This is a genomic window from Cytophaga sp. FL35 (assembly GCF_014349235.1).
In the GTDB taxonomy this organism is placed as follows: domain Bacteria; phylum Bacteroidota; class Bacteroidia; order Flavobacteriales; family Flavobacteriaceae; genus Euzebyella.
Genome location: NZ_JACSOH010000018.1, coordinates 1 through 23,970, shown reverse-complemented (window position 1 = coordinate 23,970; position 23,970 = coordinate 1). Strand labels below are relative to the sequence as shown.

General features: G+C 39.5%; 20 protein-coding genes and 2 tRNA genes. 7 read left to right on the top strand and 15 right to left on the bottom strand.

Annotation, left to right across the window (positions count from 1 at the left end; all coding sequences use genetic code 11):
- A complete protein-coding gene (locus BIZ36_RS14455) occupies positions 1-1,266 on the top strand; it encodes an aminotransferase class V-fold PLP-dependent enzyme (protein ID WP_187458600.1) in 1,266 nt (421 codons plus the stop codon).
- On the opposite strand, the gene BIZ36_RS14450 is transcribed toward BIZ36_RS14455, so the two are convergent.
- Both BIZ36_RS14450 and BIZ36_RS14445 read right to left on the bottom strand, forming a co-directional pair.
- Positions 1,263-4,010 carry an AsmA family protein gene (locus BIZ36_RS14450; protein ID WP_187458599.1) on the bottom strand — a complete coding sequence of 916 codons (2,748 nt, stop codon included), beginning with the start codon at positions 4,008-4,010 and terminating at the stop codon, positions 1,263-1,265. The genes BIZ36_RS14455 and BIZ36_RS14450 overlap by 4 nt on opposite strands.
- A 132-nt stretch (positions 4,011-4,142) precedes the next feature.
- Positions 4,143-4,853 (bottom strand): queuosine precursor transporter, encoded by a 711-nt coding sequence (locus tag BIZ36_RS14445; RefSeq protein WP_187458598.1) that lies wholly within the window; start codon positions 4,851-4,853, stop codon positions 4,143-4,145.
- Between the two features lie 96 nt (positions 4,854-4,949).
- Between BIZ36_RS14445 and BIZ36_RS14440 the strand changes: the two genes are divergently transcribed.
- Complete coding sequence (locus tag BIZ36_RS14440; RefSeq protein WP_187458597.1) at positions 4,950-7,043, top strand: OmpA family protein; 2,094 nt, start codon at positions 4,950-4,952, stop codon at positions 7,041-7,043.
- A 67-nt stretch (positions 7,044-7,110) separates the two neighbouring features.
- Here BIZ36_RS14440 and sppA read toward each other — a convergent pair whose 3' ends face one another.
- Positions 7,111-8,874, bottom strand: coding sequence for a signal peptide peptidase SppA (gene sppA, locus BIZ36_RS14435; RefSeq protein WP_187458596.1), 1,764 nt, complete (start codon positions 8,872-8,874; stop codon positions 7,111-7,113).
- 308 nt (positions 8,875-9,182) lie between these two features.
- Between sppA and folK the strand changes: the two genes are divergently transcribed.
- Positions 9,183-10,337 (top strand): 2-amino-4-hydroxy-6-hydroxymethyldihydropteridine diphosphokinase, encoded by a 1,155-nt coding sequence (folK, locus tag BIZ36_RS14430; RefSeq protein WP_187458595.1) that lies wholly within the window; start codon positions 9,183-9,185, stop codon positions 10,335-10,337.
- A gap of 33 nt (positions 10,338-10,370) precedes the next feature.
- On the opposite strand, the gene BIZ36_RS14425 is transcribed toward folK, so the two are convergent.
- A complete protein-coding gene (locus BIZ36_RS14425; protein WP_187458594.1) occupies positions 10,371-10,901 on the bottom strand; it encodes an RNA methyltransferase in 531 nt (176 codons plus the stop codon).
- A 150-nt stretch (positions 10,902-11,051) separates the two neighbouring features.
- Here BIZ36_RS14425 and mutS point away from each other — a divergent pair, with 150 nt between their 5' ends.
- The 3 genes from mutS to BIZ36_RS14410 all read left to right on the top strand — a co-directional run bounded on the left by mutS (position 11,052) and on the right by BIZ36_RS14410 (position 14,078).
- Positions 11,052-13,664, top strand: coding sequence for a DNA mismatch repair protein MutS (gene mutS / locus BIZ36_RS14420; protein ID WP_222937404.1), 2,613 nt, complete (start codon positions 11,052-11,054; stop codon positions 13,662-13,664).
- 122 nt (positions 13,665-13,786) lie between these two features.
- A tRNA-Gly gene (locus BIZ36_RS14415) sits at positions 13,787-13,859 on the top strand.
- A gap of 134 nt (positions 13,860-13,993) precedes the next feature.
- Positions 13,994-14,078 (top strand) — tRNA-Leu (locus BIZ36_RS14410).
- Positions 14,079-14,154: 76 nt separating this feature from the next.
- Here BIZ36_RS14410 and BIZ36_RS14405 read toward each other — a convergent pair.
- Positions 14,155-14,706: a hypothetical protein gene (locus BIZ36_RS14405; protein ID WP_187458593.1), complete on the bottom strand. Its 552-nt coding sequence runs from the start codon at positions 14,704-14,706 to the stop codon at positions 14,155-14,157.
- 153 nt (positions 14,707-14,859) lie between these two features.
- Between BIZ36_RS14405 and BIZ36_RS14400 the strand changes: the two genes are divergently transcribed.
- The gene (locus tag BIZ36_RS14400; RefSeq protein ID WP_187458592.1) at positions 14,860-15,150 is read left to right on the top strand and encodes a helix-turn-helix domain-containing protein; all 291 of its coding nucleotides are present in this window, start codon (positions 14,860-14,862) and stop codon (positions 15,148-15,150) included.
- Between the two features lie 75 nt (positions 15,151-15,225).
- Here BIZ36_RS14400 and BIZ36_RS14395 read toward each other — a convergent pair whose 3' ends face one another.
- From BIZ36_RS14395 to BIZ36_RS14350, 10 genes are all read right to left on the bottom strand, one after another.
- The gene (locus tag BIZ36_RS14395; RefSeq protein ID WP_187458591.1) at positions 15,226-15,981 is read right to left on the bottom strand and encodes a hypothetical protein; all 756 of its coding nucleotides are present in this window, start codon (positions 15,979-15,981) and stop codon (positions 15,226-15,228) included.
- 17 nt (positions 15,982-15,998) lie between these two features.
- On the bottom strand, positions 15,999-16,481 hold the full coding sequence (locus tag BIZ36_RS14390; protein WP_187458590.1) for a hypothetical protein: 483 nt from the start codon (positions 16,479-16,481) through the stop codon (positions 15,999-16,001).
- Between the two features lie 11 nt (positions 16,482-16,492).
- Positions 16,493-18,337, bottom strand: a complete 1,845-nt coding sequence (locus BIZ36_RS14385; RefSeq protein WP_187458589.1) for a phage tail tape measure protein — start codon at positions 18,335-18,337, stop codon at positions 16,493-16,495.
- A 407-nt stretch (positions 18,338-18,744) separates the two neighbouring features.
- Complete coding sequence (locus BIZ36_RS14380) at positions 18,745-19,242, bottom strand: hypothetical protein (protein WP_187458588.1); 498 nt, start codon at positions 19,240-19,242, stop codon at positions 18,745-18,747.
- Positions 19,205-20,542: a hypothetical protein gene (locus BIZ36_RS14375; RefSeq protein ID WP_187458587.1), complete on the bottom strand. Its 1,338-nt coding sequence runs from the start codon at positions 20,540-20,542 to the stop codon at positions 19,205-19,207. The genes BIZ36_RS14380 and BIZ36_RS14375 overlap by 38 nt, the downstream gene beginning before the upstream one ends.
- Before the next feature lie 102 nt (positions 20,543-20,644).
- Positions 20,645-21,262, bottom strand: a complete 618-nt coding sequence (locus BIZ36_RS14370) for a hypothetical protein (RefSeq protein WP_187458586.1) — start codon at positions 21,260-21,262, stop codon at positions 20,645-20,647.
- A gap of 17 nt (positions 21,263-21,279) precedes the next feature.
- Complete coding sequence (locus BIZ36_RS14365; protein ID WP_187458585.1) at positions 21,280-21,561, bottom strand: helix-turn-helix domain-containing protein; 282 nt, start codon at positions 21,559-21,561, stop codon at positions 21,280-21,282.
- Positions 21,562-21,653: 92 nt separating this feature from the next.
- The gene (locus BIZ36_RS14360; protein WP_187458584.1) at positions 21,654-22,427 is read right to left on the bottom strand and encodes a hypothetical protein; all 774 of its coding nucleotides are present in this window, start codon (positions 22,425-22,427) and stop codon (positions 21,654-21,656) included.
- Positions 22,428-22,601: a hypothetical protein gene (locus tag BIZ36_RS14355; RefSeq protein WP_187458583.1), complete on the bottom strand. Its 174-nt coding sequence runs from the start codon at positions 22,599-22,601 to the stop codon at positions 22,428-22,430.
- Between the two features lie 4 nt (positions 22,602-22,605).
- Positions 22,606-23,697, bottom strand: coding sequence for a tyrosine-type recombinase/integrase (locus tag BIZ36_RS14350; RefSeq protein ID WP_187458582.1), 1,092 nt, complete (start codon positions 23,695-23,697; stop codon positions 22,606-22,608).
- Between the last annotated feature and the right edge of the window lie 273 nt (positions 23,698-23,970).

Sequence of the window (23,970 nt, the reverse complement as noted above, 5' to 3'; positions counted from 1 at the left end):
ATGCAGAAAAGAACCTTCCTAAAAAGACTGGGTCAAGTAGTTATAGCCAGTCCCCTACTCCCTCAAATAGGACAAGGCCAACCCTATTTCCCCAAGAAAAAGACTGCTTTTGAAGAAATCAACGAAGATTTCTGGTTGAAAATCAGGGGAGATTATGATTTGAAACCCGATTACATCAATTTGGAAAGTGGCTATTACAACATTATTCCACGACCCACGAGAGAGAAACTCACGAAACATATGGAAATGGTGAATCGGGAAGGTTCTTACTACATGCGAACGGTACAACGGGACAACAAAAAAGCCGTAGCCGGTCGTCTGGCACAAATGGTGGGTTGCTCAAAAGAAGAGCTCATTATTACCAGAAATGCCACGGAATCATTGGATATGGTGATTACCGGGTATCCTTGGCAGAAAGGAGATGAAGCTATAATGGCAGAGCAAGATTATGGTTCTATGCTAGACCAATTCAAACTGGCCTCCAAACGCTATGGGATGGTGAATAAAATGCTATCCGTTCCCAATCATCCCAAAAACGATGAAGAAATTGTACAACTATACCGCGAGCAGATCACTCCCGACACCAAATTGATTTTCGTAAGTCACATGATCAACATTACAGGACACATACTTCCTATTAGAAAAATCTGTGATATGGCCCATGAAAAGGGTATTGAAGTTTTGGTGGACGGCGCCCATTGCATTGGTCATTTTGATGTTGATATCGAAGAACTTAACTGCGATTATTACGGCACCAGTTTGCATAAATGGTTAGCGACTCCCTTGGGAGCAGGATTTTTATACGTCTCGAAAAAGAACATTCCGAAAATTTGGCCGCTACTGGCCGAACATAACCGAAAACCAGAGGATATTGGAAGATTGAACCATACGGGCACGCATCCAGTGCATACTGATTTGACCATTAACGATGCCATAGATTATCATGAAGCCATTGGTATGGAACGGAAAGAAGAACGTCTTCGTTTTCTTCAGCATTATTGGAGCGATGCGGTGAGAGAAACGAAAAACATCATTCTAAACACCCCGGAAGACCCCAAACGCAGCTGCGGTATTGCGAATGTGGGTATGGCCCACCTTACTCCCAAACAACTGGCCGATACGCTGATGGAGGAATTCAAAATTTTTACGGTAGCCGTTGACGGGGCCAATGTGCATGGTTGTCGAATTAGCCCCAATGTTTTTACTACTACCAATGAATTGGACCAATTTATCAAAGCTTTAAAAACTATAGCGGCTCGGACTTAATTACCAGAACCCTCCTCCGATTTCTTCTTATTTAAAAGACTTCCCAAGATACTTTTAGCTTTTTCCTTTACGACATCTTCACCGGATTTCTTTACCGTATCCTTTTCGGTAGTTTTTGCCGTGTCTTTTTTGCTTCCTCCCAAAATACCTCCGATAACTTGTTTCACATCCTCTTTGGTATCATTGTTAGTTTTAGTGGAATCGGTTGTAGACTTGTTTTTATTTAGCACATCCCCAATCAAATCTTTGGCTTTGTCCTTCCCTTTATTGACCAATTTTTGCTTTTGAATTTCAATCAACTGATTGGTCAATGATTTTACTCCGGCCGTTAAGTCTGTAGAAACATTGGGACTACTGTAATTTCCACCAATATTGGCCACAACCGGTATGGTCAAATTTTCTAAATTGTTGTCATCAATTTGTGCAATGAGCTTATTGATTTCAGTACCTAAATATTTGGCAGGTACTTCCATGGTAGCCTTGTAATTCAACTTTTCATCAAATGAATGGCTACCATCTACGTTTATGGCAATGTCTTTATACTTTAACGTGAAAGGTTTTACCGTCACCAAACCATTTTCAAAAGACAGCTTGGTCTTTAAATCATCAAGATTCAATTTTTGCAAATCGATAAAATCCAATTTCCCATCCAGAGCAGTTAAAAGAGGGGCTTCCTCTGAATTGATTTCACGCGTCATGATGTTGGCCAACACATTTCCGCTTAGCGTTAACAAATCAGGCAGTAAATCGTCAGTTAAATTTCCTGAAAGCTGAATATCAGAATCCAGTTTTCCCTTTAAAATATTGGCAATGGGTGCCAAGGATTTGAATAGTTCCAAAGATTGAAAGGTTTCTCCTATTTCCAGCTTGTCCATTCCAAGTTTCATCGCAAAGGTTGAAGTTTCCCCTTTTGTAGAAACTTCTCCATTAAATGCCATTTTCCCATCAAAAATGGAGGAAGTCATATTAGAAAGGGAAGCCTTTTCATCCTTAATTCTTAAAGTTCCTTTTACGTCTTTTAGGGTAAGATTGTCATATAGTACAGTGCCGGCATTCGCATTGATAGTAGCATCTAAAAAGGCAGGAATTTTTATTCGTTCTTCCGTTACGCTGCCTCCCGTTTTTTCAGAACTGCTGCTCTCACCTTCCTTTTTGGGACTTACCTCTTCCGCTACCATAAAATCGTCCAGTGAAAACACGTTGGAATTCAAATCGAAATTACCTTCTACATTTTCGTCATTGAACAGGAAGCCCAAGAAATTATTGATGGTACCGGTGGCGTTAAAATCGGTTTTACCAGTACTACCGTTTAATTTGTTCAAGGTAACTGTCTGCGGATTGAAGGTTACATTAGTGGTCTTTAATTTTACCGGATTGGGTATATCTTCTGACTTGTATTCAAAATCGTTAAGGTTTAACGTTCCATTGGTTTTCGTATTGGCATATTGCTCTTTTTCAATGGAGTTCATGTCAAAGGCAGTAGTAATATCTGCCGTTAGCAACCCCTTTAGATTAAGTCCCGGGGGAACGGGATACGCCTTTTCTATGTTTGCCAGATTCATTTTACCGTCTATATGGGCTTTCACCTTCATATTGCCCATGAGCTCCGTGATATTGGCGTTCATATTAAAAACATCTTCATCAATCATAAAGGACAGTTTTTCAATATCTACATAAGTGTCTTCTACTAGTCCGGTGGTGTTGTTTATTTCGGTATCGATAAAAACATTTCTTACCGATTTTGGTAAATCAGGATATTTGAAAGAAGCGTTCTCAGAATTGATTCTAATATTGAATTTAGGAATATGCTCCTCATCCACTATGCCGGCAAACTTCCCTTGCAATTCAAAATTACCGGTCGTTTTTACGTTCTCGATATTCTTGGAATAGGTTTCAGGAATCACCGCCAAGAAATTTCTAAAATCAGAAGAAGGCGTTTTGAAGCTAATATCTATCTCTTGGTTGGTTTCGTTCACCTTTACAAAACCATCAAAAACAAGTGGCAACTGGTTCACATAGGCTTCATTCTTCAGAAATGAATACTTGTTCTCGTTCAAGTCAATACCGATCAAGGCATCTAATTGTACCTTATTTCTATTAAGGTAATTGGAGCTGTCCATTTCAAAAGAAACCAATGCATTGGTCTGGGTCTGTAATTCTGAAGTACTCAAAGAAAGGTCTCCAGTTCCTTTGTGTTGCATTTCTTCAATGACCAATTTAATACCCGTAGATCGGTCATCATAAATGATTCTCGCATTGGTAATTTCGTATGATTGCATATCAAAACTGAAACCGTCCGTTGCAGAATCCTTCGAAGGAGTGGCCGCTGGAGTCTCAGATTCCTTGGCGATATCAAAACTGGCATTCTCTTCCTTGTCAATAGTCATTTGAAGGAGGGCGCCGTTCACGATCAAACTTTTGATACCAATAGGTTCGCCCGCACCTTTAAAAAGTTCTCCAATCCCCATTTTCAAGGATAGCTCTTTGGAAGCAAACAACGTATCTCCCTCAAATGGTGCCTTGTTTACCAAAGACACGTCCTTTAAGCTTACTTCGGCATTTGGAAAACTGCCAATGAGACTTAAATCTGCCTCGGAAAAATCGAGGGTAGCATTCACATTGTTGTTGACATTATTTTTGATGAGGTCTCCTATTTTCGCTTCCAAAAAGAAAGGTATCGCAATTAAAATTCCAAGGATCAAAACGATTACAACACCTATAATTTTTAAGATTTTTTTTCGCATATTTCTGTAATTGTAACTTCAATCGGGCCTTTGTCCCGAAGAACTGCCAACCTATTGAAATTTCATTTTCTACTTTGGCTCAATTATACCCATTATTGGTCGTATCGATAGAACTCGTAAAACAAGGGTATATTATACCTCGAGCTCAATTTCTTCACCAACCTTGAGTTTGAACCGTTTTCTTAGAATATATACGAAAAGATAAAGGAAAGGAGTGTCGATAAATGCTATAAATATCTTAAAAATAAAACCGCTTACCACCAAACCAAAAAATAGGTCCCACGGAAGAATTTTAAAAACACACAAAAGGCCCACTACGGTAAAGGTGTCTATAAACTGGGAAAGAAAAGTGGAAAAGTTATTTCTGAGCCAAAGATATTTTCCCTTGGTCAGTTTTTTCCAGAAGTGATAAATCGCAATATCCACGTACTGAGCTAGAAGATAGGCTATCATTGAAGCGAAAACAGCAATGGGCGACAGTGCAAAAACTTGGGTAAAGGTCTCGTCATTAATGGGAGACGATTCAATGGCCGGGGCCACCTCGGCTACCAAAACAATGGCCATGGAGAAAAAAGAGGCAAAAATACCGGCCGTAACTATCTGATTCGCCTTTTGCCTACCAAAAATTTCGGAAATCAAATCGGTAATTAAAAAAGTGATAGGGTACGGCAAAATTCCTACGGAGATCTCGAATAAGGAAACTCCAAAAATCTCTACTTCCCCAAAGGGGTTCCAATAAAAAAACTTTTGAAAAATAAGGTTGGAAACCACCAAAGACGTGATAAAAAGCGCCCCCAAATACAGATATATTTTATAGGCAAGGCGCTTGTCTTTAATGGTCATAGGCTCTTTTCTTTAGGATAATCGCTAAAATGTACAATTTACCCGTTCAACGGTCGTTATTGCAACACAACAAAAATAACCTAAAAATTACCAAGCATGAAAAAAACCATTATAACCGGACTCCTTTTGGTAGGGGCAGCTACCGTAAAGGCGCAGTCTTACATAGGTTATCTGTCCGATAATTACAGTGGTGTTCACGGTATTATAAGCAACCCGGCCAATATTGTAGATTCAAGGTTCAAAACCGATGTAAACCTGGTGGGTGCCAGCGTTTTCTTCGGAAACGATTACTATGGCGTTAAATTGGGCGATGTGCTGGATGCCGATTTTGATTTTGACGAAAACGGCAATAAGTCGCCAAAAACCAGCAACAATCTCATTGGAAATGCCGATGTACTTGGACCATCGTTCATGTTCAACATCAACAAAAATAACTCCATTGCTATCTTCTCCCGCGGAAGAGTAGGATACAACATCAACGAAATTGATGGTCAAACCTATGAAAGTTTGGCAGATGAGTTTGATGAGAACGAAGATTTTATGGTAAACGAAGGTAACTTCTACCTAACGGCCAACGCTTGGGCGGAAGTTGGTATTTCGTATGCCACTATTCTTATGAACAAAGACCAACACTTTTTGAAAGGAGGTCTTTCCCTTAAATATTTACAAGGACTAGGAAACGCCTATGCCAGTGGAAGCAACGTGGAAATTGACTATGACGCGGATGGTACGGATTTAGGCGGAGGCAACACTACCGGAAGCATCACCTCTCAGGGGGAAGTATATTACGGTCACAGTCAAAACATCAATGAAGATCTAGACGATTTTGATTTGGAAATCGTGGAAGGCGCTACCGGTTTTGGGGCCGATCTTGGTTTCATTTATGAGTATAGACCAGATTACGCTTCCTACAGTTCCAACGATAATGACGCAATGACCTATAAACACCTCAACAAATACAAATTAAAAGTTGGACTTTCACTTACAGATATTGGTAGCATCAATTATAAAAATGGCTCCGAAAGTTTGTATGATATTACAGGTGTGGTGAACGAAGATACTTTTGAAGAGCAAGAGACTATAGAAGAAATTCTAGAGAATCTATATACAGAAACGGATACGGGCGGTTCTTCCAAATGGGTCTTACCAACCGCTTTGCATTTAAATGTGGATTGGGCCATGGCGAGTAAGTTCTATTTAAACTTGAACACGGACCTTTCACTTACCTCCAACACTAAAAGAAATGTTAGCCGTACGGCCAATAACGTTTATTTGACACCAAGGTTTGAAAGCAAGTGGTTTAGTTTTTATATGCCAGTAGGCTTGGTACATGGTGCAGGAGCACAATGGGGCGCAGGCTTTAGGGCTGGGCCACTCTACATAGGTTCCGGTTCCGTACTATCGTTATTGGTAAGTGATAACTCTAAAGCCGCCGATGTCTATGCCGGACTCAAAATACCGGTGTACCAAGGAAAACCAAAAGATAGGGACGGTGATGGCATTGTAAACAAAAAAGATAACTGCCCTGATGAGTACGGACCGGTAGAAAACAATGGATGCCCTTGGCCAGATACAGACGGAGATGGGGTAAACGACAATGAAGACCAATGCCCCGATGAAGCTGGAGAGGCTGCAAACAATGGATGTCCTTGGGAGGATACTGATGGTGACACTGTATTGGATAAGGATGATGCTTGCCCGCAAGAAGCCGGACCTGCTGAAAATAAGGGTTGCCCTTGGCCAGATGCTGATGGAGATGGAATTCTCGATAAAGATGATCAATGCCCTGAAGTAGCCGGAACCGTTGCCAATCAAGGATGCCCTGAGGTAACCGAGGAAGTACAAAAGACCTTGAACGAATATGCCAAGACTATTTTGTTCAATCCTGGAAAAGCGACTATTAAGCCAGAATCTACCACTGCCTTAGTTGATATTATTCAGATTTTGAACGAATTTCCCGATGCCAACTTTACCGTAGAAGGCCATACGGACAGTATTGGGTCTGTGCAGACCAATCAAAGGTTATCCGAGTCTAGAGCTAAGGCGGTAAAACAATTTTTGATCGATAAAGGAATCGATGCCTCTAGATTAGAAGCTATTGGATACGGAGAAAGTAAACCCATTGCTACCAATATGTACAAGGATGGTAGAGCTAAAAACCGAAGGGTAGAAATTAATTTGGTCAAATAGACCAACCATACACTTAAACCAAAAATCGCCCCGACATGGGGCGATTTTATTTTGTATAAGTCTTAAATTATTTGATGTCGAGAACGAAAGGCATTCTTGCCTGAATCCCCTTTTGGTTCATGGCATGATTCACTTCTTTTAGAATGGAATAGGCCTCCGTACCAATTTCATCTTCAATGATTTTAGCTTTTATTTTGGCCGAGGCGCCGCCAAGGTCTTCCATAAAACGCTCCAAGCCCGATTTGTATTTTGGGAATTTTTTTATTCCATATTCTTCTAGTTCTGCCATTTCAGCAGCTTCGGCAATAGCTGCTTCCAGGTTGCCCAGCTCATCTACCAAGCCCAACCTTTGGGCGTCCACTCCGCTCCAAACCCGTCCTTGGGCTAAACTATCGGCCTCGGCCATTGATATTCCCCTGCCTTGGGATACGCGCTGTAGAAAAGTTTGGTACGTACTTTCGATACCTTCTTGCACCACAGCTTTAAAACCATCGTCCAAAGGCTCAAATAATGAATATTCTACCGAGTTCTTGTTCGTACCCACTTGTTCTGCGTTAATACCAATATCCTCGGCTAGTCCGGCCATATTGGGAATGGTCCCAAAAACACCAATAGAACCCGTAATAGTAGTAGGTTCTGCGAATATTTTATCGGCACCTGCCGCAATATAATAACCACCCGAGGCCGCTACATTTCCCATAGAAACCACCACTGGTTTCACTTGTTTGGTCAATTCAACCTCTCTCCAAATAATATCGGATGTCAAGGCACTGCCTCCTGGCGAATTCACTCGCAACACAATGGCCTTTACATCCTCATCTTCCCTGGCTTTTATGATAGCTTCATTGATAATTCCTTGGCCAATCACATCCGGGCCTCCTTCCCCATAGAGGATTTCACCTTGAGCAAATACGACGGCGACTTTATCCTTTCCTTTTTTGAGTGTCTTTTTGTTGGAGCGGATGACATAATCACTTAAATGAACCACATTCAACTCCTTATCAGCAGTAACACCAAGGGCCTTTTTCAATTTCTGTTCGTACTGATCATAAAAGGCAATAGCATCAATTAATCCTGATTTAAGAGCGATTTCTGGAGATCTTCCCCCCAAAGTATCCGCAATGATATTTAGGTTTTCTTGCGAAATATTTCTACCCTCGGAAATTTCATCGATCATTGAACTCCAAAGCGAACCGATCAACTCTTTAATTTGGGTCCTATTGGCTTCACTCATCTCATTGGCAATAAAAGGCTCTACGGCACTTTTGTATTTTCCATGGCGAATGACCTCCATTTTTACACCGGTTTTTTCCTGCAAATCCTTAAAAAAGAGTACTTCGGAAGACAATCCACGAAAATCCAATACTCCCACCGGATTTAGAAAAATACTATCCGCCACACTCGCCAAATAATAGTCTTTCTGCATGTAGAAATCTCCATAGGTATATACAAACTTTCCGCTCTCCTTAAATTCCTTTAATGCCCGACGGATGGCCTGGGTCTGGGCCAGACCGGCCATTATAAAATTGTTGTTGATACTGATTCCTTTAATATCCTCATCATCCTTGGCAACAGCTATGGCCTGTAAAATTTCATCCAACCCCTGGTTTTGCTCAAAAAGTGCACCAGCGAAAGGGTCCAAAGCATTATCGCCCACATAATCACTTATAGGCTGCTGTAATTGCAGCTCAAGAACGCTATTTTCTTTAACGGAGACCGTTTCTTCGGAACTACTCAGCAAACTTGCGAATACCATAAACACGATAAACACAATTCCAAAAGCTATGATACAGCCCAAAATGGCTGCCAATAAATTTCTCAAAAACTTCATATAATAAACTAAGATTATGAATATATGTCTTCAAAAACGGACTTTGTTACTCCTCTACCAGGAAATTACCTTTAGTAGCATTACCTGGATTGGATTCTATATTCTCCGTAAAGATGGAGCAAATATACTATTCTAGGTTATTTGATTGGTTATTAACATACGGATAGCAACACCTCTTTTATTGAAGAAGCACACCAACCCCATTTAGTTATCACCAAACTCCAACGTTAAAGTTTAAATTGGTGAATAACTATTGATAAACCCTAGCTCAACATACCTACTTCTTTTTGTTATTTTGTCTTACAATTATGGGCGAACTTAAAACTGCATATTTATCGCTTGGGAGTAATTTGGGAGACACCCTAAATAACCTACAAGCCGCCGTTTTTTCCATTCAGGAATTGGTTGGAGATGTGCAACGCATTTCCCCTGTTTACCAGAGCAGTGCTTGGGGATTTGAATCGGAAGATTTTTTAAATATTTGCCTGAGCCTGCAAACAAGCTTACCCCCACAAAAGCTTCTTGAGACCCTATTAAAAATTGAAACGGACCTTGGCAGGATAAGGTATAAGGAAGAGGGATACCAAGCTCGCTCCATTGACATCGATATTCTTTATTACGAAAGGGAGACCTTTATTTCGGATACCTTGGTTATTCCACATCCGGAAATGTGCTATCGAAAATTTGTACTTAAACCCTTAGCGGACATCGCCCCACAATTCTACCATCCGGTAGTGAACAAAGACACCCGCAACCTTATTCAAGAATGCAGGGATAAGGGAAAGTTGGAGCGAACACTTTTCCGATTGCATAAAAACAGGGAAGAACTGTTTGCCAACCTTAACTTTTTGGCCATTGAGGGAAATATTGGAGCCGGAAAAACTACACTAGCCAATAAAATATCGGAAGATTTCAATGGAAAACTGGTTTTGGAACGCTTTGCGGACAACCCTTTTCTTCCTAAGTTCTATGAGGAAAAGGCACGGTATGCCTTTCCCTTGGAAATGTCCTTTTTGGCCGATCGCTACCAACAGTTTACAGATGACACCTCACAGTACGACCTGTTCAAAAGTTTTATGGTGAGTGACTACGACATCTACAAGTCATTGATTTTTGCCCGTATTACGCTTCAACAGGATGAGTACGAGTTGTATAGAAAACTATTCTATTTGATGTACAAAGAGGTAAAAAAACCAAAGGTTTACGTTTACCTTTATCAATCTACAGATCGACTTTTGGAAAACATCAAAAAGAGAGGTCGCGAGTACGAAAAGAGTATTGACGTCGGTTATTTGGAATCCATCAACAAAGGGTACTTTGAATTCATCAAAAGTTACCCCGAGCAGAACAATTTGATTATTGATTTAAAGGACATGGACTTTGTTGAAAACAAGGCTGATTACGATTCCATCATCAATAAAATCACCCAATTTGCAGTTAAATTACCGGCTGTCAGAGGATAATCAGGAGGGGTTTTTTCTCGAATCGAATCGTGTCTAGACATTGAATTTGGACCAAAAGTCCCAGACAACCACCCCTGCACTTACCGAAATATTCAAGGAATGTTTGGTACCGTACTGCGGAATCTCAATTACACCGTTACATTGATTCACGGCTTTTTGGGAAACGCCCTTTACTTCATTACCAAAGACCAAGGCGTACTTTTTCTTGTTTTCCACTTGAAAAGTATTCAGCAATTGAGCATTTTCAGCCTGTTCAATGGCCAATACCTCATATCCTTCTGCCTGCAAATGTTGAATCAATGCCACGGTATCTTCCTCATAGGCCCAATCCACACTCTCCGTAGCACCAAGAGCGGTCTTTCTTATATCTTTATGAGGTGGGGTTGCCGTGATACCGCAGAGGTATATTTTTTCGACCAAAAAGGCATCGGCAGTGCGAAAAACGGAACCGATATTATTCAAGCTTCGGATATTGTCCAAAACTATTACCAGAGGAGCTTTTTCGGCCTCCTTAAAGGCTTCTACATCCAATCTATCCAGTTCATCGTTCCTTAATTTTCTCATAACTTGATTTGCTTGCCCCTTCACCACCAAAACATACTAGAAAGTTATTCCTAAATATCAACAAATGTGGCGATTCCTTGACAAAATTGATACATTCGTTTTTTGCAAAAGAGAAGGCAAAAATAGGTCAAATAAATCGTTTAGGGCAAGATGGGAAAAGCAAAAAAGGTTACCCCTTTAATGAAACAGTACAATAGCATCAAGACCAAATATCCTGATGCACTTCTGCTTTTTAGGGTGGGAGATTTTTATGAAACCTTTGGGGAAGACGCCGTTAAGGCCTCCAAAATTCTTGGCATTATCCTAACCCACAGAAACAACGGGGGAGACCGCACCGAATTGGCCGGTTTTCCGCACCATTCCCTCAACACCTATTTGCCCAAATTGGTAAAAGCAGGTCAAAGGGTGGCCATCTGCGACCAGCTGGAAGACCCCAAAATGACTAAAACCATCGTAAAACGGGGCGTTACCGAGCTGGTCACTCCTGGGGTAGCCATGAACGACGACATTCTCAATGCCAAGGCTAACAACTTTTTGTGTGCCGTTCATTTTGGAAGAAAGTTATTGGGAATTTCTTTTGTTGATATTTCCACCGGAGAATTTTTAACCTCCGAGGGCACCGAGGAACAAATAGACAAATTGCTCCAGAATTTTTCGCCCAACGAAGTTCTTGTTCCCAAAACACATAAAAAAGAATTTGCGGAACTTTTTGGAAATCAGTTCCATACCTTTTACATGGAAGATTGGGTGTTTCAAGAGGACTATGCCCTAGAGACCCTTACCAATCATTTTAAAACTAAGACCCTAAAAGGTTTTGGCGTAGACCATTTGAGTCTGGGCGTGATTGCTTCCGGCGTGGTGTTACACTATCTATCGGAAACGCAGCATAGGCAATTACAACACATAAGCTCGTTAAAGAGAATTGCCGAGGAGGAATATATTTGGATGGACCGTTTTACCATTCGCAATTTGGAACTCTACCAATCCCCCCATCAGAATGCGGTGACCTTGCTTGACATTTTAGACAAGACCATATCGCCCATGGGCGGGCGCATGTTAAAACGTTGGTTGGCTCTTCCCTTAAAAAATATCGAAAAGATAAAACGCCGCCATCAGGTAGTTTCCCATTTTTTACAGGAGGAAGGTGTGCTTCAAAAGTTACAGCAGAACATCAAGCAAATGGGCGACTTGGAACGCTTGATTTCCAAAGTTGCCACCGGAAAAATCAACCCCAAAGAGGTGGTGCAGCTTAAAAATTCCTTGGAAGCGATTGTTCCCATCAAACAACTGACCGGTAATAGCTCAAACGAGGCATTGCAACTTATCTCCGATCAACTGCATACCTGCGACTTGCTACGGGAGCGGATTAAGGAAATGCTCAATGAGGAGGCCCCCGTAAATATGCTCAAGGGAAAAACCATAGCGGATGGGTATTCCGAAGAATTGGATGAATTGCGAATGTTGGCCTTTTCGAGTAAGGATTACTTGGATAAGATGTTGGAAAGGGAATGCGAACGTACAGGCATTACTTCCTTAAAAATTGCCTCGAACAATGTTTTTGGATATTATATAGAAGTACGAAACACCCATAAAGATAAAGTTCCGGCAGAATGGACGCGCAAACAGACCTTGGTGAATGCCGAGCGTTACATTACGGAAGAATTGAAGGAGTACGAAGCCAAGATTTTGGGCGCTGAGGAACGCATTCAAAGCTTGGAACAGCAGTTATTCTCCCAATTGGTGGTGTGGATGCAGGAGTATATCAATCCCGTGCAGAACAATGCCGTACAGATTGCCCAGTTGGACTGCCTTTGCGGTTTTACCCAGTTGGCCAAAGAAAATAAGTACGTTCAACCGGAAGTAGACGAGTCCACCGATATTGAAATTACTAATGGCAGGCATCCTGTTATTGAAAAACAATTGCCATTGGGCGAAGAGTATATTGCCAATGATGTTCTTTTAAACCGTGATGACCAGCAGATCATTATGATTACCGGTCCTAATATGAGTGGTAAATCGGCCATTTTAAGACAGACCGCACTTATAGTACTTTTGGCGCAAATGGGGTCTTTTGTACCAGCGGAAGCGGCAAAAATAGGTTATGTAGATAAAATTTTTACACGTGTTGGGGCCAGTGACAATATCTCCATGGGTGAATCTACCTTTATGGTAGAAATGAACGAGACCGCTTCGATTTTGAACAATCTTAGCGAGCGCAGTTTGGTTCTGTTGGATGAAATTGGTCGTGGTACTAGTACCTATGACGGTATTTCCATTGCTTGGGCCATTAGCGAGTATCTGCACGAGCACCCGGCAAGAGCCAAAACCCTTTTTGCCACCCACTATCATGAAATAAATGAGATGGCCCATATTTTTGAGCGTATCAAAAATTACAATGTGTCCGTAAAAGAACTTAAGGACAACGTTCTTTTCCTGAGAAAATTGACCCCCGGGGGCAGTGAGCATAGCTTTGGTATTCATGTAGCGAAAATGGCAGGAATGCCGCAACAAGTTATACATAAGGCCAATAAGATACTTAAGAAGTTAGAAAAATCACATTCCAGTGAAGAACTGACAGACAAATTACAAGCTGCACAGGACGAAATGCAATTGAGTTTCTTTAATTTAGATGACCCGTTACTGGAGCAGATAAAAGAGGAAATTGTGCATTTGGATATCAATACCCTTACACCGGTAGAAGCCCTTATGAAACTGAACGAAATTAAGCGAATGCTCTCTAAAAAACAGAAAGCCACTTCTTAATTCCATCATTCTCAAGGGATAGAAAAACCTATGTAAGTTTTAAGTAAATTTTTCTTTGCATTTTATAGAAATGTATTAAATTTGCCTCCGCTAACAAACCGAGTTAGTTAGTTCTTTTAAATGCGAAAATAGCTCAGTTGGTAGAGCATCACCTTGCCAAGGTGGAGGTCGCGGGTTCGAATCCCGTTTTTCGCTCTAAACGAACGCCGCCTGCCGGCGTTTTTTTATTTACGTGCGTGGCAGCTCTGTAGCAGCCAACAGGCTCGAGTGGTGGTCCCGAATCCCGATAGTTATCGGGAGGGAGGTAGACACGATGAGCAAGCCAAAAGGCTCGAGTGGTGGAATTGGTAGACACGTTGGACTTAAAATCCAATGGCCATTATGGCCGTATGGGTTCAAGTCCCATCTCGAGTACAACGAACCCCGTAATCATTGAGTTTACGGGGTTTTTCATTTCAAATTGTACGAAAATTGTACGAATGGTTCGTTTTTAGTCCATTTCAACCTCAGCTTCTAATTTTGACTTTTCAATCAATAAACGGCTCTTTTGAATGAAATCTTCAAGTTTAATTATCGAAGTCTCCAAATCATAAACAAGTGTGCTGTAAGACCAATTAAGGCTAGAAGGTACGTCATCATGCTCCACATCAAAGAACTTTCCAAGTAAATAATAATCTATTTCCGGATTTGGGTTCAAACCATTTGGCCTGACCAAATCTTGATATCCGTCATAAAAACGGGTTATTTCAATTCTTCTGGAGAAGTATTCGCGAATCTCATGTTCCTTTAAGGGCCTATGAAGCATTAAAGAATCAATCGCTTTATATAAAATTTGAGTACAGATGTTCTTTTTAATCCCGTGCATTTCATGGATTTTATTGGCTTGGTTGGCCCTTCGGATCAACTCTAATAGTTCGATAGACCAAGACTGTAATGTTCTGCTGACTTCCAAAGTATAATCGCTAACATCTACCACAATGTATTTCCAAGGTTTAAAGCCCTCCTTAAACATCTCTCTTTTTTGTTCGTAATTGAGTCCCATAATTGTAATTATTATTAATTAATTAATCATAAATTGTATTTCAACACAATTTTAGATATAAAATTTAATATTTCAAAATTATTATTGCATTTTAATACAACATAAATCATTAATATTAACGTTTGTGTTATATTTGTGTATAATATAGTAAGTATGATAGCAGATAAAGTAAAGGCGATTTTAACCGCAAAGGGAATGAAACAAACGGATTTGGCCGCTAAGATGGGTAAAGACACCCCTTTTGTTAGCAGGGCACTTAAAGTTGGAGGTAACCCTACGCTTAATACCTTGCAAGAAATTGCCAAGGCTTTGGATGTTGAATTGGTTGAACTTTTTTCAAGCGAAAACCCACGGGGGTTTATCGAGTTCAAAGGTGAAATACGCTCCATTCATTCGGTAAATGACCTACACGCGTTGATACATGAAATAGAAGATGGGGAATAAAAAACCCCGGTACAGCTAACAGCTACGTACCGAGGTTCAACTCAAACAATGATAATCAAAAGAAGTTAAAACTTTCTATCTGGCAAGTGCCCTTTTAAATTGATACTCGGCATTTTTTATATAAATCTCAGGTATCTTTTTTATTGCGTAGGTTGCAGACGGCTTCATAAATGGACTAGGATCAACTTTATGGGTTTTTGTACCTCTGTAGCTATATACAGGTTTAAACCTCAGCTTAAGTGTTTTTCTTTTCAAGGAACTACTTAAAGGGGACTCTAGTTTAAAAACAGTACCTCGATTTCCCTTTTTTAACAAGAAATAATCAGTGCCTCTTTTACTTGCCGAAAAAGCTGCAGCAGCGAACTTTGATTTTCTCCCTCTATTGGACCCATATTTGTATGCCGATGTAGCATCGTGGATTCTAATCTTTTTAAAAAGATGTTTCTTCTGGAGAGACTTACCATAGGATCCTGATATACGCCCCATGTCGTGCGGTACCAATTTACGCCCTGCAATAACACCGCCCGTTTCCTGGGCTTCCAATCCTGCGGCAACACGACTACCCTTTTTCGTGTCAATACCTACAATAGCCTCCATCTTGTTCACATCCCATCCTTGGGCCTTTTGAACGGTAGAAAAGGCGTTGAAAAAGTTCTTTTGCCGGGTAGTAAATTTTTTGGACGCTTCTTTGGGCAACATCTTTTTCGTTAAAAAAGCGGTATCGTTCAGGGTTTGCCGTACCGCCACTGGCAATGCCGAACGGTTCAACTTTTCAAGTTTAGCAGTGGCATTTATTAACTCATCTACATTAATGTCAAAAGAACGTTGCATAATCTAAAAAGGTAATACTACCTCATCAGTTTTTTATCGATTTCACTATAAAAGTCATTAGCCTCCATTTCTTGATATTGGTCCGGGGCACCTTGCCGTTCAACCTCATATTGTGCCAATGTACTTTGTGGCTTTTTGCCTTGCAACCTATTATCAATGGCCCCGTAAAAATTTTCTATTTCCGATTGTGAACTATCGTCCACCGTTTTATCAGATTTAAGAGCATCACGTAATTCCCATTTGTTTTCAATGCCAGTCTTGAGCCAGTTTTGAACTCTTTGACGCTCTTGGTTAACTCCTTGGTTAAAAACGGATTGATATAATGATGGATTTTCGGCTTTAAGCCTTTCCGGCGTGAGTGTCATGTTATTAGTATTTGTTGGTGAATGATTAATAGAGCGGTGTGGAACCTTATGATCTGTCATTGTTTGAGTTTCTTCTTTTGGTTGAAAATACCTAGAGTACGACTTCTTTAGATTTTCTATATATATTTCGTTCATACTATTCATTTTTAAAATGCACCTTGGGTTGAGCTAACATGAACCGGTATAGGTACATTTCCGTTTGATGATGTAGATTCTACCAATCGCCCGGGGTCACTTATATTAATTCCTATCTGGCCTTTTACCATTGCAGCACGGGTCAAAGATTCCGACCGGGCTTGGCTCATTGCTGGGCTATCCAACGGTCCATCTTGAGGGTTAGGTTTTACACCAACCTCACCGGTGATATCGCCTATCTTGTCCAATCCCATCTTTGCCAAATCGCCCACCTTACCAGGTAGTTTGGATAAAAGGCTCAGGACTCCTTTTAAAGGCAAGAGCATGAATTTCAATATGCTTTGGCCTATACCCATGAAGAAGCCTTTAAAATCGAATTTGTGAAACCATTTCACTACACCATCCCATAAGTTACTTATCCAATTGGTGAACTTTTCCCATTGCTTCCCTAACCATGACATTACATTATCCAAATTCTTAAAGAGAAATATTAATCCTGTAACGGCTGCAACCACTGCCAAAATAGGCCATAGGCCTGCATTTAATGCCACACCAAAGGCGGTACTTGCAGCGGTGGCCATCCATGTTACCGCGGTAGATGCCAATTGAACCGTTTTGTAAGCTCCTAAGGCAATGGCATTCTTACCAATGGCAATGGAAGCCGTAGATGACAATGCGGCTTTTGCTCCTAGGGCGATATTGTACGCCACACTAGCTATTTGAGAACCCCATATAAGCCCTTTTAAAGTGCCGTACATCCCGATCATGCCGGCCCCGATACCCACTATGGTTTCCATGTTATTACCGACCCAGTCCATCGTGGACCCAAGTATGGCCAGTGCTTTGTTATCCGAGTTGGTGGCCGTGGTTACATTGAAAAAATTGTTTTTCAACTTTTCAAGTCTCTTTGCAAAGGAGGACATATTTTTGTCAGCCTGCATTTGGGCAACTCCGGTTTTGTTTACGTTCTTCAACATCGCTTCAAAGCCACTGGCATTATTGAACAATGCTTGCGCCAAGGCGGAATTTTCTTTTCCAAAAAGCTTCATAACCACGTTGTTATCTTTACCCACCTTGGCAAACTCCAGTAGTCTATCATTAAGGGGAATGGCTTTGTTAGTAACTTTATCAATATCAACGCCCATTTTGGATAGCAAATTCAATTGCTCTTTGGGCAATATTTTAGCCCCGGCAATGGTGCCAAGTATGTTTCTTAGTTTGGTTCCCGCTTCACTTCCTTTTTCAAATTTGGAAACCAATTGTACCAAGGCAATCGATTCATTTAACTTGGTGCCGGTTGCAGCAGCCACTGTACCAAACTTAGAAAGTGCATCCGCTGTTTGGGGTATCTTGGAACTACCGTAGACAGACCCTGCAGATAGGGCATCTATGGCTTTTAATGCGTGTTCACTCCCAAGGCCAAATTGGTTTAAAGAGGTCGCTAAAGAATCAGCAGCCACACCGAGATCCATGCGAGCAGCCTGTGATAGCGTAATTGCATGCTTTGTTATTTGAGCTAATGCCTTTGAATTGTTTAATAATACCGGCTGTGCAGAGGCTAACTCCTCCATAGCTGTAAGCACGTTTTTTCCCATCATACCGGTTGCTCTTCCCGTATCTAGTGCGTGTTTTTCTAGAATGGCAAGATCTTTGCCAACGGCTCCCGTTATGGATGATAAGCTCATAAGCGAGGAATTATATTCGATATTATTTTGAATTGCTGTAGAGAATACGGCCCCTGCACTCAGCCCAACGGCCAGTTGACCTAATCTACCTAACTTTTTAAATGATCGGGTCATCTTATTATCGAATCTTTGTAATGCACCAATAGAGTTACTTGCAAACTTATCGGTCATTCGAGTGATTGATTTTATCACAGAAGAGAATCTATCAACGGCGGATAATACGAATGGTACTTTTATTTCAGCGGGCATGTTTGAGTTTATTTCAAAATTAGTTATTAATTCACTTTATTACAGCATGTTGCAATCAGCATCAAGCTATATTTATCACAAACTTTTCATTATTTAATTAACATCGTCGTTAAATTTTTCTTGATAAGTCAAATTTTTTTCCATTCTCCTATTCCTTCTTTTCAACAATCGGTTTCACTGCAACAAAAGAGGGTGTTTTACATCTAAAAGTGCAACAGCTAGACTTCATGTTGTTGCATTTTGTGTTGCATTTCTCAAAAATGTGTCAAGTGCAAAAAAAACGCGAGTCGCACCGTATTGCGGATCTCGTATTTTCTTCTTACAGTACCTTAATGTTTATTTTTCTTGGGTTTCCTTCCAATTATAGTCAACAGTTCGCCGTTGTATCGATACACTTCTTTCTTATTTGAGATTCGAGTCTTGTTGATCTCTTCCATAAACTTCCAGATGTCGATTTCAACGCCCTTTTCTATAGTACTGTGAACGATGCTCAGGAACTGCTTATAAAAGTTGACAGTGTCCTTGTATTCATTGCTTACCAAACGTTTCACGGCTTTTTGAATTCCGTCCTTTCTATCTGGCGGGATACCTATCTCCCTTAAATAAATCATCGCATAATTGTGGGATTTATTAAGTTTGCCCAGACTAAAGGCTTTCCGTTCATTCATAGTGAATGAAGATTCTCCATCAGTAATCTTCAGGGCTTTTTCCTTACGACTTTTCCACCCCCGTTTTAATGATTCTTTAGCAGCCTGTGGATCATTGGTCCATTTATCGGTGGCGGCTTTTCTAGCTGCCTCGCTCCTGGTCATTTTTTTCTTTGTCATTCGTCTTACGTCTTGAGTTATAAAATCTGTTTTTAATGTTCTTGGCGGTATGCTGTAATAACGTTTTTACTCCTTTCGGTGGCGAGTAATCTCCGTATTTAACTTTTGGTACGTATGTGGTGGCCAGAGATAAATACAGACCCTTATCATTTTCCCTTAGATACTCTAAACTTTTTGTTCTTATGTATCTAGGTATTTTCCCACCTTTTTTAATTGGTCCCTCATGCTGTAATGATAGACCGGTAACTTCACAATAGTGATCTGACAAACTGACAGTAGTGCCTACTTCCTCTTTATTAATGTGTAAATGCGCACTAGCTTCAACCTTTTTGGCTTCAATGTTAAATGAAGCTATTTCTTTCTTTTTAGGTAGTGCATTTTGACCACCTAGAAAATCAAGTTTTTTTTTAACCTCAGCTTGAAACAAATGATGAATATTTGAACCGGTTCTATCAAGTAAGTTGTTATATGATTGTCTCATACGGTTAAATCTGTTCCTATCTCTTTTCGTACGCTCGTATCTCATAAGTTCGTAACGCCATGTAAGAGGATTTCTAAAACTTCGCAGCCTATCTTTATCCTGGTCCTTTAAAACGTCCATATCATCCTTTAATTCGATTATCAGGATTTCCGTGGCCGTTAGGTACAATTCATCAGCAAGTAAGCTATAAGGGCTCAATTTGACCAGGTCACCAATGTTATCAATTCCCAACCGCTTTATGTATGATGATTTTTTAGATTTCACTTCAAACCTCAACGTGCCAGGTTCGCAGTGTTTCTTTTCCATCTGAAGATATTTAGAATATAGCTTCACTTTTTTATATCGGTTTGCCCTGGCATATTCATCTGATTTATAAGCTTCCTTAGACTTGACATTTTCAATATTCAAAAATTCATTTCTCTTCCAGAATGCTACATTGATCGGGAAATCATCTCCATATCCAGGAAGATTAAAGTTAATTCCGGCTTCCAAGTTTGATATTTGATATTGCGCATAGTTGGTTATTTGGAATTTAGAAATGAAATCTTGCACCGTCCAGATTGCCTCGGTAACACCAAAGTCGTTTGCATTATGCTCATTTCCATTAAAATAGTAATGAGGTTTGAAAAGAATTTCAAGTTTTGAATTGTATAAAGCGAACACAATACCTTTGTATTTCTTAGTCCTTTTGGTTAAGATAGTCTCATAATCCAAATGAGAAAGGCGCTCCCTAAAATCATGAAAGATTAAATTAGGATGCTTCCAGAGACGTTCAATTTCGTCAACGTCCGTTACACTTATCTTTAGAAAATCTAGCAACCAAAAAAATTGTTATATTTGGTGCAACAAAGAAGACTTCGCACCAATAATGAAGTCAAACATGAAAGTTTTAAATCCGGGGCCGGCAATCCCCGGTTTTTTTTATATCTGGTGGATTCTCTTTTCGTTGATTTTTAAACCATACTTGCCATTCTCCAATTTCCTTGGTTCAAGGAACCTATCCAGGGCACTCCGGACATCTTCGATTTTATGTTCTGGAACCAGACCTTCAACCAAAAGTTTATTTAGGGATTCACATATCTTTGTCATATGATCGTACACCTTTTGTCCAGCTTCCGATTGAATATAATACGAATGCTTGTTCTTTAACTTTTTTACGGTTTCAGGCTTTATTTTGATTTTGGTTCCGCTAAAATCAAAACCGTCCAACACAATCGGAGTAAGGTCAAACCGATATTCCGATCTTTTACGGTTGGCATCAGTTATATGCTTACCGTGGGCCTCCAATACAAATTCTTCATTCGCATGAAGTAGGTTCTTTTCTTTTCGGAGGATTTCTATAACGAATGAATGGCCTTTCTTGAGAATGCCCTCGAGTTCTTCATTTGTAATAGACCTACCTAGAAAGTATTCGTATTCTTTTTTGATTTTAGGAATCACGTTGTCGATTAGGGCCTCTTGATCTTGAATCTCTCTTTTGAATAAGTTTTCGTCGAACCGTAGCAAGGTTCTTTTCTGTTGTGATTTTGTTCCAAACATTTTGAAGGGTTTAGGTGTTATTTATTAAGTTGAATTAACGCAGATTCAACTTCACTACGTTTGTAATAAACCCTTCCAGACAGTCCGTAGGACGTTAGCAATCCTTTCTTTGTGTAATTGTGAACAGAACTAACGTCTACCTTAAGAAGATTGGCCACCTCATGCCTTGTGAGGTATTCAGTAGGTTCTTTTGGTTGGAAGTTTTCCGCTAGTTTCTTTAATCTACCTTCTAATCTTTGGTCGACCGCACTTAATAGTTCATCGGGTGTAGTATTGATGAATTGAATTGTACCAGACATATCGAAATATTTTTTTTATTAATACTTCGACAAATGTCAATTAAAACAAATTCCGACTGTCGGCTGATTTTTCCGATATATCGGAGAAACCTTTAATTGGTTGGAAAATATTTTTCAAGTGATTTGATAAAACTATCAAGCCTAGTCTCACTTTTACATTTTGAAAGTGAATACAAGGGGTTTTTATCATCTTCATTATAAAAATTGTCAACATCACTTTCAGTAATGTAGTTATCGCTTACAAGCCAATTTAGATAGTTTTTTTTCGATGGTTTAAACCTTAATAATTCTTTTTCAAATAGCATATGATACAAGTAGCTGTGGTCCTTTTTTACATTAGGACCAATATAATTAGCGGTATAGTACCTGAACACATTAAAAGCATCTAAGGACTTAAACATTTCTGGGAATTCCCTATTGTTACTTAACTTATCCTTATTTTCTACTAGATTCTTAATTTCCTTACCAACCATAATTTTAATATGCCCGAAGAAAAGATGGTAAGAAGCAAACAAATGGTATCTTTCTTTTTCGGATAGAATTCCATCTGTTATCATATATCCAGTTTTAAAAGAATCCGCATTCCTTGATTTGACAGCATAATATTCAAGAGCGTCATTAGCTTCTATTTCGGAAAACCTGTCAATTTTTTGAAGAATAGAAAACACCCTACTTTCTAAATCCTTATGATTATGTCCATCGTATCGTTTGAACTTTTGTATCAATTCAAAACTATCATCCAAGGATTTTGAACCTTGTCTATTTTTAAACTTGCTTGGAAAAAAAATATTGAAATGAATTGGAGATACATTTCTAGGATCACTTATAATCTCAAAAAAGTCATCTATTGAATCATAAATATCCATCTAAATACTTTTTCTGATTTTGTTTTGAAAATCCCTCTTTGCCCAGGCGACTGTAATGGTTTTTGGTTTTCTCTTTTTAACGGTACCACCTTGCAGCATTATTGCCAATTCTTTTTTTTGGGCCGTGCTCAACTGCAGTTGTTCAATAATCTTGAATGCTGTATGAACTTCCATTTCCTTATTGATTTGATACGTTCTTCACGATTGTTAAATTCGATTGTTTCTTGGCCTTTAGATTCATTTTGGCATAATAATCCATGAACATGTCAATATGATCTTCATTATCTCTATTCAAATATGTTAGGAATGAACTCTCTTTCTTGTGACCAGTTACGGCCATAATAATAGGTGTGGGAAGCTCCCCATAATGGTTGCTTGCGAACGATCTTCTTCCAGAGTGAGTTCCAATGTACTGCCATTTGGGTCGTAGTTTTTTAATTCCCTTCCCCGTTTTTCTATCCCTCAACCTACCCATTACCATCTCATTAATTTCAGCCTTCTGGCATATGGTTTTGAAGTGCTTATTCAATTTTTGAATGCTCACCCTATATGGTAGACCATTCTTATAAATCTCAAGTACTTTGGGCAAAACAGGTATAGTTACTGCCTTATTGACCTTTTTTTGAATAAATCTGATTACGAAATGGTCTCCCCTTTTTTTGAAGTTTTCCGCTACTATACGATCAATCAAATCTTTTCCTCTTTGTCCGGTGTAACACGATAAGATTAGATATTTCCTAGCGTTTTCAAGTGCAGCACTGTTAAGTTCAACATTCTCAATTTTAGACAAATCTTCAAAAGTCAAATAAATCACATCCATGTCATGGTCATAAGCGGTTCCTCTTGGTGATTTGACAAGGTCAATATCTGGTGCAATTTCAACTTTCGTCTTGGCTTCTTTACAAATTGTTTTAAGATCAGAAATCTTTTTATTGACATAGGTTAGAGAGTACCCTTCACTTTCAAACAACCATTTACGAAAACCCTCAAACCATTCTTTACTTAGTTCTTTGATTAGGATTTGAGATGACCCCTGATATTTAATAAAAATTTTTTGCAGGTTTTTATATGAATTTATTCGACTCCTACTTAAACCAATGCCTCCTTTTGCATTTGGTCTGGTAGATGCAGTTTTAATCATATAATCTATCCAATAAACTGCCCGTTCATCAATGATTTCTTTCTCAACTGGTTTATAATACTGATTTAAAATATGACTCAACCACCTTTTATCAACTTCCGCAATATTTGCGGAATAGAACCTTTCCAAAACAAAGTTTTTAAGCGGTTGTAATTTATTGTTTAAATCTACTTGTCGGTTTTGATTTATAGGGTCCCTACTTAGTTTCTCAAAGTGCTTATTCTCCCAATACTCCCTTTCAACAATCTCTTTAATTTTAGCATCTATAGCGAAAGAATTCCCATTATTAGAATACCGCAAACGGAGGGTTAGTTGACTACGTTTCTTTTTAGAACGATATATTAATCTTACCGTGGCCATGATAAATTATTGCATGAACACAAATCTAAAAAAGTTGTACTA

Bases quoted from the DNA above. Each gene is read 5' to 3' on its own strand.
- sppA (WP_187458596.1), bottom strand. From the start codon at position 8,874: ATGAAGTTTTTGAGAAATTTATTGGCAGCCATTTTGGGCTGTATCATA.
- BIZ36_RS14380 (WP_187458588.1), bottom strand. From the start codon at position 19,242: ATGACAAAGAAAAAAATGACCAGGAGCGAGGCAGCTAGAAAAGCCGCC.
- BIZ36_RS14385 (WP_187458589.1), bottom strand. From the start codon at position 18,337: ATGACCGATAAGTTTGCAAGTAACTCTATTGGTGCATTACAAAGATTC.
- BIZ36_RS14400 (WP_187458592.1), top strand. From the start codon at position 14,860: ATGATAGCAGATAAAGTAAAGGCGATTTTAACCGCAAAGGGAATGAAA.
- BIZ36_RS14360 (WP_187458584.1), bottom strand. From the start codon at position 22,427: ATGGATATTTATGATTCAATAGATGACTTTTTTGAGATTATAAGTGAT.
- BIZ36_RS14425 (WP_187458594.1), bottom strand. From the start codon at position 10,901: ATGAGAAAATTAAGGAACGATGAACTGGATAGATTGGATGTAGAAGCC.
- BIZ36_RS14405 (WP_187458593.1), bottom strand. From the start codon at position 14,706: ATGGGACTCAATTACGAACAAAAAAGAGAGATGTTTAAGGAGGGCTTT.
- BIZ36_RS14445 (WP_187458598.1), bottom strand. From the start codon at position 4,853: ATGACCATTAAAGACAAGCGCCTTGCCTATAAAATATATCTGTATTTG.
- BIZ36_RS14440 (WP_187458597.1), top strand. From the start codon at position 4,950: ATGAAAAAAACCATTATAACCGGACTCCTTTTGGTAGGGGCAGCTACC.
- BIZ36_RS14395 (WP_187458591.1), bottom strand. From the start codon at position 15,981: ATGCAACGTTCTTTTGACATTAATGTAGATGAGTTAATAAATGCCACT.
- mutS (WP_222937404.1), top strand. From the start codon at position 11,052: ATGGGAAAAGCAAAAAAGGTTACCCCTTTAATGAAACAGTACAATAGC.
- BIZ36_RS14450 (WP_187458599.1), bottom strand. From the start codon at position 4,010: ATGCGAAAAAAAATCTTAAAAATTATAGGTGTTGTAATCGTTTTGATC.
- BIZ36_RS14365 (WP_187458585.1), bottom strand. From the start codon at position 21,561: ATGTCTGGTACAATTCAATTCATCAATACTACACCCGATGAACTATTA.
- folK (WP_187458595.1), top strand. From the start codon at position 9,183: ATGGGCGAACTTAAAACTGCATATTTATCGCTTGGGAGTAATTTGGGA.
- BIZ36_RS14370 (WP_187458586.1), bottom strand. From the start codon at position 21,262: ATGTTTGGAACAAAATCACAACAGAAAAGAACCTTGCTACGGTTCGAC.
- BIZ36_RS14355 (WP_187458583.1), bottom strand. From the start codon at position 22,601: ATGGAAGTTCATACAGCATTCAAGATTATTGAACAACTGCAGTTGAGC.
- BIZ36_RS14455 (WP_187458600.1), top strand. From the start codon at position 1: ATGCAGAAAAGAACCTTCCTAAAAAGACTGGGTCAAGTAGTTATAGCC.
- BIZ36_RS14390 (WP_187458590.1), bottom strand. From the start codon at position 16,481: ATGAACGAAATATATATAGAAAATCTAAAGAAGTCGTACTCTAGGTAT.